Annotated in this window: 8 protein-coding genes; 3 read left to right on the top strand and 5 right to left on the bottom strand. The window is 73.2% G+C overall.

Annotated elements, in window-relative coordinates; translation table 11 throughout:
* The first annotated feature begins 189 nt into the window (after positions 1-189).
* From Vse01_RS04545 to Vse01_RS04535, 3 genes are read left to right on the top strand one after another with little or no spacing between them, the layout of a single operon-like run.
* Positions 190-1,242 (top strand): AAA family ATPase, encoded by a 1,053-nt coding sequence (locus Vse01_RS04545; RefSeq protein ID WP_093401166.1) that lies wholly within the window; start codon positions 190-192, stop codon positions 1,240-1,242.
* A gap of 1 nt (position 1,243) precedes the next feature.
* A complete protein-coding gene (locus Vse01_RS04540; RefSeq protein ID WP_093401167.1) occupies positions 1,244-2,542 on the top strand; it encodes a DUF58 domain-containing protein in 1,299 nt (432 codons plus the stop codon).
* A gap of 16 nt (positions 2,543-2,558) precedes the next feature.
* Positions 2,559-5,030, top strand: coding sequence for a transglutaminase TgpA family protein (locus tag Vse01_RS04535; protein ID WP_093401168.1), 2,472 nt, complete (start codon positions 2,559-2,561; stop codon positions 5,028-5,030).
* A 208-nt stretch (positions 5,031-5,238) separates the two neighbouring features.
* On the opposite strand, the gene Vse01_RS04530 is transcribed toward Vse01_RS04535, so the two are convergent.
* From Vse01_RS04530 to Vse01_RS04510, 5 genes are all read right to left on the bottom strand, one after another.
* Entirely contained in the window at positions 5,239-5,634 is a 396-nt protein-coding gene (locus tag Vse01_RS04530; RefSeq protein ID WP_093401169.1) for an SCO2097 family morphological protein, read from the bottom strand.
* A gap of 115 nt (positions 5,635-5,749) precedes the next feature.
* Positions 5,750-7,009 carry a DNA polymerase IV gene (locus tag Vse01_RS04525; RefSeq protein WP_093401170.1) on the bottom strand — a complete coding sequence of 420 codons (1,260 nt, stop codon included), beginning with the start codon at positions 7,007-7,009 and terminating at the stop codon, positions 5,750-5,752.
* 38 nt (positions 7,010-7,047) lie between these two features.
* The gene (locus Vse01_RS04520) at positions 7,048-8,220 is read right to left on the bottom strand and encodes an alkaline phosphatase family protein (protein WP_093401171.1); all 1,173 of its coding nucleotides are present in this window, start codon (positions 8,218-8,220) and stop codon (positions 7,048-7,050) included.
* On the bottom strand, positions 8,217-8,981 hold the full coding sequence (locus Vse01_RS04515) for a methyltransferase domain-containing protein (protein ID WP_093401555.1): 765 nt from the start codon (positions 8,979-8,981) through the stop codon (positions 8,217-8,219). The genes Vse01_RS04520 and Vse01_RS04515 overlap by 4 nt, the downstream gene beginning before the upstream one ends.
* 34 nt (positions 8,982-9,015) lie before the next feature.
* The gene (locus tag Vse01_RS04510; RefSeq protein WP_093401556.1) at positions 9,016-12,405 is read right to left on the bottom strand and encodes an error-prone DNA polymerase; all 3,390 of its coding nucleotides are present in this window, start codon (positions 12,403-12,405) and stop codon (positions 9,016-9,018) included.
* Between the last annotated feature and the right edge of the window lie 77 nt (positions 12,406-12,482).

Here is a 12,482-nt window from a genome sequence, read left to right as displayed (position 1 = left end):
CGCTGTGTGAATGACAAATCACTGCGTAAGCGCTCAAACACCTGCGGCGGTCGGCGTTGACGACAAACATGGTTAGCCTGAGAGGCCAGTGAGATTGCCGCGGCACATGAGGCTCACACGTCGCGAACGAAACGGCGGGGCCAGGTGCTCTTGTAGAGAGCTGCCGTGACGGCGACGAGGAGGAGGCCCGTGACACAACAGACCTGGGACGACGTTGGCGGTCTGCTGCCGTACGACGAGTTCCGCGCCGCCAGTGACGCGATCGTTACCAACATCGAACAGGTCATCGAGGGCAAGACCGCGACCGTGCGGCTCGCGCTGGCCGTCCTGCTCGCCGAGGGTCACCTGCTCATCGAGGACGTGCCCGGCGTCGGCAAGACCAAACTGGCCAAGGCCCTGGCCCGGTCGATCGACTGTTCGGTACGCCGCATCCAGTTCACGCCCGACCTGCTGCCCAGCGACGTCACCGGGGTCAGCGTCTACAACCAGGAGACCCACGACTTCGAGTTCCGGCCGGGCGCCGTCTTCGCGAACCTGGTCGTCGGCGACGAGATCAACCGGGCCTCGCCGAAGACCCAGTCCGCGCTGCTGGAGTGCATGGAGGAACGGCAGGTCACCGTCGACGGGGTGACCTACCAGTTGCAGACGCCGTTCATGGTGATCGCCACCCAGAACCCGATCGAGATGGAGGGCACCTACCCGCTGCCGGAGGCGCAGCGCGACCGGTTCACCGCCCGCATCGCGATGGGGTACCCGGACCCGACCGCCGAGCTGGCCATGCTCGACGGGCACGGTGCGGTCGACCCGCTGTCCGGGCTGCGGCCGGTCTCCGACGCCGACACCGTACGCCGGCTGATCGGTCACGTCCGGCAGGTGCATGTCGCCGACGCCGTCAAGCAGTACGCGGTCGACCTGGTCACCGCCACCCGCGAGTCACCCGACCTGCGGCTGGGCGCCTCCCCCCGGTGCACCCTGCAACTGCTGCGCACCGCCCGCGCGGTGGCCGCCCTCGACGGGCGGGACTACGTCCTGCCCGACGACCTTCAGGTGCTCGCCGTGCCGGTGCTGGCGCACCGGATCATCCCCACGGCCGACGCCCAGCTCGCCCGGCGTACCACCGACGCGATCGTCGCCGACCTGGTGCACCGGCTGCCGCTGCCGCACGACCGCAAGCGCTCGCCCTACGACACCCGGCCACCGAGCGGTAACGGCCGGGCCCCCTTCGAGCCGCGGAGGCCGTGACGTGCGTGACGGGCTGCGCGGGCTGACCACCCGCGGCCGCTCCTTCCTGGCCGCGGCGGTGGCGGCGGCCATCTCCGCCGGCATCCTCGGCGAGAAGGACCTGCTGCGGGTGGCCGTGCTGCTGGCCGTCCTGCCGCTGCTCGCCGCGCTGTACGTCGGCCGCAGCCGCTACAAGCTCGCCTGCCACCGGTCGCTGGAACCGCACCGGGTGCCGGTCGGCGCGACCGCCCGGGTGGTGCTGCGCCTGCAGAACATGTCCCGGCTGCCCACCGGCACCCTGCTGCTGGAGGACCGGCTTCCGTACGCCCTCGGCAGCCGCCCCCGGGTGGTGCTGGAACGTCTCGGCGCGCACCAGGCCAGCTCCGTGGCGTACACGGTGCGCGCCGACGTGCGCGGCCGGTACGAGGTGGGGCCGCTGGTGGTCCGGATGACCGACCCCTTCGGCCTCTGCGAACTCAGCCGCGCCTTCCCCGGTACCGACCGGCTCACCGTCGTTCCGCAGGTGGTCCCACTGCCGTCGGTGCGGCTGCCCGGCGAGTACGCCGGCAGCGGTGAGAGTCGGGCCCGCTCGGTGGCGGTGCACGGCGAGGACGATGCGGCCACCCGGGAGTACCGGCGCGGCGACGACCTGCGCCGGGTGCACTGGAAGTCGACCGCGCGCACCGGCGAGCTGATGGTGCGCCGGGAGGAGCAGCCCTGGGAGAGCCGGGCGACGGTGCTGCTGGACACCCGCGCGTACGGGCATCAGGGCGACGGTCCGACCGCGAGCTTCGAGTGGGCGGTCTCGGCCGCCGCCAGCATCGCGGTGCACCTGCGGCAGGCCGGGTACAAGCTGCGCCTGGTCACCGGCTCGGGCGCGGACGTCGACGCCACCGAGGGCGCCGGCGACGGCCTGCTGCTCGACCAGCTCGCGGAGGTCCGGCTCGATCAGCGGGTCGAGATCACCACTCTGGTGCAGCACGTACGGCAACGCGCCGACGGCGGGCTGATCATCGGGCTGTTCGGGTCGCTGAGCACCGCCGAGGCGGAGCTGTTGGCCGGGTTGCGCGCCAATGGCGCCACCTGTGTCTGCTTCCTGTTGGACAGCTCCGCCTGGTTGAACCTGCCGACGCCCGCGCGGGCCGAGGCCGATCAGGCACACGACAACGCGGCGCTGGCGCTGCTGCATTCCGGCTGGCGGGTGATCGGCGTCGATCACGGCGGCCGGCTGGCGGCGCTCTGGCCACAGGCGGGGCGGGGCTCGCAGGGGTTCGCGCTGCGCGCGGCGATGGCCGAGACCGTGGCCGGTGGCGTGCGATGAACGGAAGGTCCCCCTCATGATCGCCCATCGGAATCTGGGCCTGGTGGCCGCCGGCGCGACCTTGCTCGCGGCAGCGCCACTGTCGGCCATCTTCGAACGCTGGACGTGGCTGGTCCAGGCGGTCATCGCGGTGGCCGCGGTGGCAGCCGCCGCGTCGCTGGCCCGGCTCGGCCGGACCCCGCTGTGGGTGCAGATCCTGGCCATGGTCGGCGGTCTCACCCTGGCCCTGACCTGGCTGTTCCCCAGCGGCTCCGAACTGCTCGCGGTGCTGCCCACCCCGGCCACCTTCGGGCACTTCGCCGAGTTGCTCGGCAACTCGGTCGAGGACATGCGCTCCCACGGCGTGAAGGTCCCGGACACCGACCCGCTGCTGTTCATCACCGTGCTCGGCATCGGCGGAGTGGCGGTGCTGGTGGACGTGCTCTGCGTCGGGCTGCGCCGCCCCGCTCTGGCCGGGCTGCCCATGCTGGCCATCTACTCGGTGCCGGTCGCGGTCTACGTGGACAGCGTCCCGCCGGTGCCGTTCGCGATCGGCGCCGCCGGTTTCCTGTGGCTGCTGGTCACCGACAACGTGGACCGGGTCCGTCGGTTCGGCCGGCGGTTCACCGGAGACGGCCGCGACGTCGATGTCTGGGAGTCGTCCCCGCTGGCCGCCGCCGGCCGGCGACTCGCGGTGGTGGGCCTCGCACTCGCCGTACTGGTTCCGTTGGCCGTGCCGGGAATGACCGCCGGCTTGATGACCACGCTCAACTCCGGCCCCGGCTCCGGCATCGGTCCCGGGTTCGGTGGCTCCCCGGGCCGGGTCGACCTCTTCGCCGCGCTCAGTGGCCAGCTCAACCAGTCCCAGGTGACCGACCTGGTGACGGTCACCACCACCGAGGAGGAGCCGTTCTATCTGCGCTTCGGGGTCGCCGACGACCTGCGTACCGACGGCTTCCGGGTGCGCGGGCCCAACGGTAGGCGGGTCACCGGCGACCTGCCCGATCCCTCGGGGCGGTCGGCGCCGGGCATCCAGCGCACCCGGCAACGGGCCACCGTGCAGGTGAGCCGCGAGCTGAACATGCCGCTGTTGCCGGTCTACGCCGAACCGGTCAGCTTCGCCGAGCTGGGCAACAACTGGTTCTACGACCCGAACCTGCAGGTCGTCTTCTCCAACCGGGAGAACTCCCGGGGCAAGGAGTACTCCTTCGACTACGTACGCTCGTCGTATAGTCCGCAGGCGCTGCGGCGGGCTCAGCCGCTGCCGGCGGACCTGCCGCTGCGCCGGCAGCAGACCGTGACGCCGGACGTGCCGGAGGTCCGGGCCCTGGTGGAGGACCTGATCCGGGGCGCGCGCACCGAGTACGACAAGGTGCGAGCCATCTACAACTACTTCTCCGAGGACAACGGCTTCAGCTACCGGCTCAGCACCGAGCAGGGCAGCAGCGGCGAGGCGATTCTCGACTTCCTGGAGAACAAGGTCGGCTACTGCCAGCAGTACGCCGCAGCGCTGGCCTGGATGGTCCGCGACGCGGGCATCCCGGCCCGGGTCGCCTTCGGGTTCACCAACGGCAGCCGCCGCAGCGACGACACCCTCACCCTGACCAACCGCAATCTGCACGCCTGGACCGAGGTCTACTTCGACCAGATCGGCTGGGTGCCGTTCGACGCCACCCCGGCCTACGGCGTGCCGGGCTCGACCCGCTCGGCGTGGGCACCGGACGTGGACGCCCCGGAGGAGAGCACGCCGCAGGGCGGCAGCGCGGACACGCCCGAGGAGACGGATCCTTCGGCCGAGGCGGAGCAGGGACCGAACCAGTTCGAGGAGGGCGAGGACCCGGGTGCGGCGGTCGGCTCCGACACTCCCGCCGCGCAGACGCCAGTCTGGCCGTGGCTGGTCGCCGCCAGCGTCCTGACGCTGCTGGTCCTGCTCGCCGTACCCGCACTGCGCCGACTCGCGCTGCGCCGCCGTCGGGGCCGGCCGGCACCGGCGGTGCGGGCGGTCGACGCGCCGGACGCGGACCCGTCGGCGACCGGTCAACCGGTCGTGGTGGTCGCCACCGATCCGGACCGGGCACGAGCCGACGCGCACGCCGCCTGGGACGAGCTGATCGACACGCTTGTCGACTACCGGGTCGGGGTGGATCGGACGGAAACCCCCCGCGCCACGGCGGAGCGGGTGGCCCGGGAGCGCCTGGCCGCGCAGACCGACGCCGGCTCGGCGGTACGTCTGCTCGGACGTGCGGAGGAGCGGGCCCGTTACGCCCGGGACCCGTTGACCGGCGAACCGTTGCCGGCGGCCCTACGGACGGTGCGCGACGCGCTGGCCGGGCAGGCCGACCGGCGGACCCGGCTGGTGGCGACCATGCTGCCGCCGTCGGTGTTGTCCCGGTGGCGCACCGCGATCGCGGACAACTCGTCACGACTGGTCAACTCGGCCGGGCAGGTGCGCCGGAGGCTGCTGCGGTTCAGTCCACGTCGGCTGATCGCCAGCCGCGCGGGGCGCTGAACGCGACCCACCCCACCATCCTCACCGTCTGCCGGCGACACCCTCGTGGGTCGCCGGCAGACGCGCCTACCGGCAACCGGCCGGGTGACAGCCGACAGCGGCAGGAGGGCAACGCGAAGCCTCACCCGGTGCCCTGGCCGTTTGCGCGCCACTCACCCCGGGCGGTCGGCCCGGGGTGACGTGCTTCCTCGTCAACGGCGGAACGGGGTCAGCGGTGCCCCTCCGGGCGCTGCCGCCACCGGTCCTCCATCCGGTCGAGGAAACCCGACCTCCGGCCGGCACGACCTCTGGGCCGGCGACGACTCGCCGTGCCCCCGACGACGTGCAGGTCGGGTGACTGCGCCCGACGGTGCGACTGCACCGCGAACGCGGCCGAGGCCAACATGACAACGAATCCCGCCACTGCCAGCGGCGGAGTCTTGATCACCGCGCCATAGACCAGCAACGCCAGGCCAGCGATGATCAGGCCGGCAGCGACGAGCAGGCGACGCCGCGCGTGGAAGCGCGGATCGCTGGCGCGCACCGCCGAGGCGAACTTGGGGTCCTCGGCAAGCGACCGCTCGATCTGCTCGAACAGCCGCTGCTCGTGCTCCGAGAGCGGCACGGCACTCCTCCCCGGTCACGTTGGTCGGTCCGGTCGGACCGACAGACCGTGGCAGCCAACCGGCTGCTTACCCGCAAGTCTACGAGGGCCCTCGCGCGTCGGAAAGCGGGACGACCTACGGCCGGGTCGGATTTTCATTTCGTCGGGGATCGCGCCCGGTGAGAAGACTGGCCGGTCCTATGACGGACCGCCCGAAACGGGCAGCCGCCGCGTCGGCCGCCACCTCCGCCTCCCGCCAGCCCCGCTCCGGCTGGCCGAGGGCGAGTTGCTGCGGCGTCTGGTCCGCCGCGGTCAATCCTTCCGCCCGGACCCCGAGCAGGCGAATCCGCTCACCTGGATCCAGCGCGGTGTAGAGCGCCCAGGACGTGTCGAACATCTCCCGAGCCACGTCGGTGGGCACGTCCAGGGTGCGTGCCCGGCTCACCGTGCGGAAGTCGGCGGTCCGCACCTTGAGTGAGACCGTCCGCCCCACCTGCCCGCTGGCTCGTAACCGGGCGCCGACCTTCTCGGCCAGGGCGAGCAGCGTACGACGGATCTCGGCCGGATCGTCGACATCCACGTCGAAGGTGACCTCCGCGCCGATCGACTTCTCGGCCTGCTCCGGGCTGACCCGGCGCGGGTCACGGCCCCAGGACAGCTCGTGCAGGTGCGCGGCGGCCGCCTCGCCGAGCGCGGTCCGCAGCATGCCCAGCGGCGCCTGCGCGAGGTCGCCGACGGTACGCAGACCGAGTCGTAGCAGTGCCTGCTCGGAACGCTCCCCCACCCCCCACAGCGCGGCGACCGGTAGCGGGTGGAGGAACTCGAGCACCCGGTCGGCCGGCACCACGAGCAGACCGTCGGGCTTCGCCCGGGTCGAGCCGAGCTTGGCCACGAATTTGCTCGGCGCGACCCCGACCGAGCAGGTCAGCCCCTGCTCCTCGGCGACCCGCTCGCGGATGCGACGGGCGATCGTCGCCGGCCGACCGAACAGTCGCCGGGCACCTGCGACGTCCAGGAAGGCCTCGTCCAGCGAGAGCGGCTCGACCAGCGGCGTGACGTCACGGAAGATCTGCATGACCGCCCGCGAGGCCGCCGAGTAGCTGGCGAAGTCGGGGGCGAGAAAGACCGCGTGCGGGCAGAGGGCACGGGCCCGCATCGTGGGCATGGCGCTGCGGACGCCGTACCGTCGGGCCTCGTAACTGGCCGAACTGACCACGCCGCGGGGACCGACCCCGCCGACCACGACGGCCCGGCCGCGCAGCTCGGGGCGGTGACGGACCTCCACCGAGGCGTAGAAGGCGTCCATGTCGACGTGCAGGATCGGGCACCCGGCGTCGTCGGCGCCGGGCCCGAACCGGGGATCACCGCCCCGGGGTAGCGACTGGCTGCGGCCCACCCGCGCAGGTTAGCCCGCGGGAGTGACATTCCGGCCGGTCAGCCCCGCACCACCAGCAGCGGAATGGTCATCTCGGCTGCGGTGTCCGCGCCGTGGAAGGCCACCAACCGGGACACCATCGGCGGCTCCGACCGACTGGCCAGCACGGCGAACGTGTCGTTGCAGACCACCACCACATCGCCGATCCGGTCCAGGTGGTCGGTGGCCACCGGCCCGAACCGGCCACTGGCCACCGCCTCCTCGCGGGTCAGCACCCGGGCGGCGGTGCCGAGCACGGCCGACCAGGCCGCCACCACGTCGGCGGTGGCCCCTGGGGCGACATGCAGGTAGCGCACCCGGGGCTCGCCCGCCACCACCCGCACCCCGTCGGTCAACCGGGGATCGGTGTCCAGGTCGAACCGGTCCCCGGCGGGAATGTCGAGCTGCCCGTGATCGGCTGTGACCAGCAGCGCCGCGTCGGGCGGCAACCCGTCCAGCAACCGGGCCAGCAACCCGTCCAACTCGGTCACCGCCACCCGCCACGGCAACGAGTCGACGCCGCTGAGGTGACCGTGGCGGTCGACGTCCGGGTGGTAGGCGGAGACGAGAGTCGGACCGGGTCCGGCGGTCAGCGCCGCCAGCGTGGTGGCGGCCACCGCGTCGACCCCGGCCGCGCCCCGGTAGTCACCGCCCCGGTTCGCGGCCAGGGTCAGGCCGGTACCGCCGAACTCCGGCCGGCTCACCACGGTCACCGCCACACCCGCCGCCCGCGCCCGTTCCAACTGGGTGGGGACCGGTTGCCAGCGCAGCGGGTCGGGATCGCCGTCGCGCCACTCGATGTGGTTGAGCACGCGCTCGGTGCCCGGAACGCACACGGTGAAGCCGAGCACCCCGTGCGCACCGGGCGCCACACCGGTGCCCAGGGTGACCAGGCTGGTCGGTGTGGTGGAGGGAAAACCGGAGGTGAGCGGTCGGCCGGCCGCGGCGGTCAGCCCGGTGAGCGTCGGCGCGTACGGCGCGGCGGTCGGGATCTGGTACCAGCCGAGGCCGTCGACCAGCAGCACCGCGATCCGGCGTACCCCCGGCAGTTCGGCGGCGAGGCCGAGCGGGTCCGTGGCGCCGGGGACACCGAGCACGGCCAGCGCGCTGGGCAGCACGTCAGCGAGGCTCCCACCGCCGTATCCCGGCGCGACGACCTCCAGCGGTCGGGCCCGACCGATCAGGCCGGTCATGCCGGGCGGCGGGCGAACAGGTGCAGCTGGGCCGCGACGTCCCGCCAGGGTGGTTGCGCGGCCAGCGTCCGCTCCAACTCGACCAGGGCAGCGGCCTGACCGTCCGCCACCGCCGCGGGCAGCAGGTCGGCCAGGACGCGTACGCCGTGGATCTCCTCGACGGTGAGCCCGGCGGCGGCCAGCAGCGCGGCGGCGCTCTCGACGTCGAAGCGGCGGCGCAGGGTGTCCCGGGCGCCGGCCGCGCCGGTCGGATCGGCAGCCAGGGTCGCGGCCACGTCGAGGTGCCCGTTCATCGCCCGGCCGAGCACCGCGGCGGCCCGCCCGGCGACCAGCACGCTCGCCGCGCCGCCCGGTCGCAGCACGCCGACCAGCGCGGACACCACGGGCGCCGGGTCGTCGACGACCTCCAACACGGCGTGGCAGAGCACCAGGTCCACGCTTGCCGGCTCGATCAGGCCGGCCAACGCGTCAGCGTCACCCTGCACCGCGCGTACCCGCCCGGCGACCCCGGCCTCCGCGGCGCGGCGGCTGAGCGCGGCGAGCGCGTCGGGACTGGCGTCGACCACGGTCACCCGGTGGCCGGCCCGGGCCAGCGGCACCGCGAAGCCGCCGGTGCCACCGCCCACGTCCAGCACGGTCAGCTCGGCGGCCGGCCGGCGGTCCAGCTCGGCGCGCAGCACCGACCAGACCACGGCGGTACGGGGGGTGAGCGGCGGCCCAGCCGGGCCTGGGGTCTGTTCCACCCGGTCGAGCCTAGTCAGCCCGGAACAGATCGCCAGGGGGCACCTGCGGCTGTCAACGGAAGTCACGGGAGGTGGGGCGGACCGGTGCTTCGATCGGGTCCAGCCGGTCGGCGACCAGGTTGACCACCCCCTCGTGCCGCTGAAGCCGGCCCCGCACCACCAACGCCGTGCTGGTGCGGGCCACCCGTCGATGCCGCTGCCACAGGCCGGGCGAGCAGGTGACGTTGAGCATGCCGGTCTCGTCCTCCAGGTTGAGGAAGGTGACCCCGCCGGCGGTCGCCGGCCGCTGCCGGTGGGTGACGATCCCGCCGACCCGGATCCGCCGACCCGGCTCCACCCGGCCCAACCTGTCGATCGGCACCGCGCCCACGGCGTCCAGCTGCGGCCGGATGAACCGGGCCGGATGGTTCTCCGGCGACAACCCGGTGGCCCAGACGTCGGCGACCAGCCGGTCCACCTCCTCCATCCCGGGCAGCACGGGCGCCGCCGTACCGGTCACCGTGCCGGGCAGCCGACCGGGCCGCTCCTGGGCCGCCGCGCCGGCCGCCCAGAGCGCCTGCCGCCGGGTCAGGCCGAAACAGGCGAAGGCGTCCGCGGTGGCCAGCGCCTCCAACTGCGCGGCGGTCAGACCCACCCGCCGGGCCAGCTCCGGCATGTCGCGGTACGGGCCGTTCGCCGCCCGCTCGGCCTCGATCCGCTCGGCCACCCCGTCGCCGAGGGTACGCACGCTGGACAGCCCGAGCCGGACCGCCGGGCCGCCCAGCCCCCAGGCGTGCGGCGGTTCCCCCGCCCGGCTGCCCCAGCGGGTGTCCGGGGTGGATTCCAGCACCGGCTTCGCGTCGCTGGCGTTGACGTCCGGTCGGCGTACCTCCACGCCGTGCCGGCGGGCGTCGTCGACCAGGGTCTGCGGCGAGTAGAAGCCCATCGGCTGGGCGCTCAGCAGCGCGGCCAGGAACGGACCGGGGTGATAGCGCTTCAGCCAGGAGCTGGCGTAGACCAGGTAGGCGAAGCTCATCGCGTGGCTCTCCGGGAAGCCGTAGCTGGCGAACGCGGTGAGCTTGCGGTAGACGTCGTCGGCCAGTTCGCCGGTGATGCCGCGCTCCGCCATGCCCCGGTAGAGCCGGTCGGCGATCTGCTCCATCCGCTGCACCGACCGTTTGGCGCCCATCGCCCGGCGCAACTGGTCGGCCTCGGCCGCGTCGAAGCCGGCCAGGTCGATGGCGAGCTGCATCAGCTGCTCCTGGAACAACGGCACGCCGAGAGTCTTCTCCAGCGCGTTGCGCATCAGCGGATGCGCGAAGGTCACCGGCTCCTGGCCGTTCTTGCGCCGGATGTACGGGTGCACCGAGCCGCCCTGGATCGGCCCGGGCCGGATCAGCGCCACCTCGACCACCAGGTCGTAGAACTCGCGGGGCCGCAGCCGGGGCAGGGTGGCCATCTGGGCCCGGCTCTCCACCTGGAACACCCCTACCGAGTCGGCGCGGCAGAGCATGTCGTAGACCTCGGGGTCGTCAAGCGTCATGTCGCCGAGATCCAGGCTCATCCCGATCATGTCGTAGCCGTAGTGCAACGCCGACAGCATGCCGAGGCCGAGCAGGTCGAACTTGACCAGGCCGACGGCGGCGCAGTCGTCCTTGTCCCACTGGAGCACGCTGCGGCCGGGCATCCGCCCCCACTCCACCGGGCAGACCTCGATCACCGGCCGGTCGCAGATCACCATGCCGCCGGAGTGGATGCCCAGGTGCCGGGGGAACGTCTGGAGCTCGTTGGCGTACGCGACCACCTGCTCGGGGATCTCCGGCACGTCCACCGTGGCCACGTCGCCCCAGCGGTCGATCTGCTTGCTCCACGCGTCCTGCTGGCCGGGTGGGAAGCCGAACGCCTTGGCCACGTCCCGCACCGCCGAGCGGGGCCGGTAGGAGATCACGTTGGCCACCTGGGCGGTGTGCTCCCGGCCGTAGCGGGCGTAGACGTGCTGGATGACCTCCTCCCGGCGGTCGGACTCGATGTCCACGTCGATGTCGGGCGGCCCGTCGCGCTCGGGCGCCAGGAAGCGTTCGAACAGCAGCCGGTGCCGGACCGCGTCCACGTTTGTGATCCGCAGCGCGTAGCAGACCGCCGAGTTCGCCGCCGAACCCCGACCCTGACAGTAGATGTCCGCCCGCCGGCAGAAGTCGACGATGTCGTACACCACCAGGAAGTAGCCGGGGAAGCCCAACTCTTCGATCATGTTCAGCTCGTGGTCGAGTTGCGCGTACGCCTGCGGGTGCGCCGCGCGCGGGCCGTAGCGCTCCCGCGCGCCCTGCTCGGTGAGATGGCGCAGCCAACTCATCTCGTTGTGCCCCGGCGGCACCGGGTACGCCGGCAGCTGCGGTGCGACGAGCTGGAGATCGAAGGCCAGCTCGGCGCCGAACTCGGCGGCCCGGGCCACCGCACCCGGGTACGCGGCGAACCGGGCCGCCATCTCGGCGCCGTCGCGCAGATGGGCGGTGCCTGCCGCGGGCAGCCAGCCGTCGATCTCGTCCAGGCTGCGCCGGGCCCGGACGGCCGCGAGGGTGGTGGCCAGTCGACGCCGCCCCGGAGTCGCGTAGTGCACGTTGTTCGTGGCCACCGTGGGCAGGCCGGCGGCGGCCGCCAGCTCGGCCAGGGCGTCGTTGCGGTCGCCGTCGATCGGATGCCCGTGGTCGGTCAACTCCACCGCCACCGTCTCCGCGCCGAACAGCGCGGTGAGCCGGTCCAGCTCGCGGGCCGCCGCGTCGACTCCCTCGGTGAGCAGGGCGGCCGGCACGTGCCCCTTGCGGCAGCCGGTGAGCACCAGCACGTGGTCGCGCAGGTCGGCGGCGATCTCCTCCAGCTCGCCGTAGACCGGGCGGCCCTTCTCACCGCCGCGTAGCTGGGCGCGGGCGATGGTCGCGGCCAGCCGGGCGTACCCCTCGTGGCCGTGGGCCAGCAGCAGCAGGTGGTGGCCGTGCGGATCGGGTACGCCATTCTGGGGGCCGGGCAGGCCGAGGGACAGCTCCGCTCCGAAGATCGTCGGCAGACCCAGCGCGCGGGCCGCCTCGGCGAACCGCACCACACCGTAGAAACCGTCGTGGTCGGTGACGGCGAGCGCGGTGAGCCCTAACCGGACGGCCTCCTCGGCCAGTTCCTCGGGGTGGCTGGCACCGTCGAGGAAGCTGAAGTTGGTGTGCGCGTGCAGTTCGGCGTACGGCGGCACGTCGTCGGGTCGGGTCAGCTCCGGCGGCCGGTAGTGCTCCCGCCGTCGGCTCCAGGCCGGCGAGTCGCCCCCGTCGGCGTCGACCGCCAGCGGATCCACCACGTGCAGGTGCCGCCCCGCACCGTCGCCCTTCCCGCCCCCGCCGCCGCCCTTTCCGCCACCCGGCCGCCCGGAGAGCACCCGCTCCAACTCCGACCACGGCAACCGGGGGTTGTGGAAACTCACCGCCGCCACCTCGCCGTCGCGCAGGACGCCGCATCTCGTGCCCTCGACCGGCCCGGATGCCCCGGCATACCGCAACT

It is taken from the genome of Micromonospora sediminimaris, assembly GCF_016863575.1.
GTDB classification, from domain to species: domain Bacteria; phylum Actinomycetota; class Actinomycetes; order Mycobacteriales; family Micromonosporaceae; genus Micromonospora; species Micromonospora sediminimaris.
This window is presented reverse-complemented; position numbering and strand designations above follow the sequence as displayed.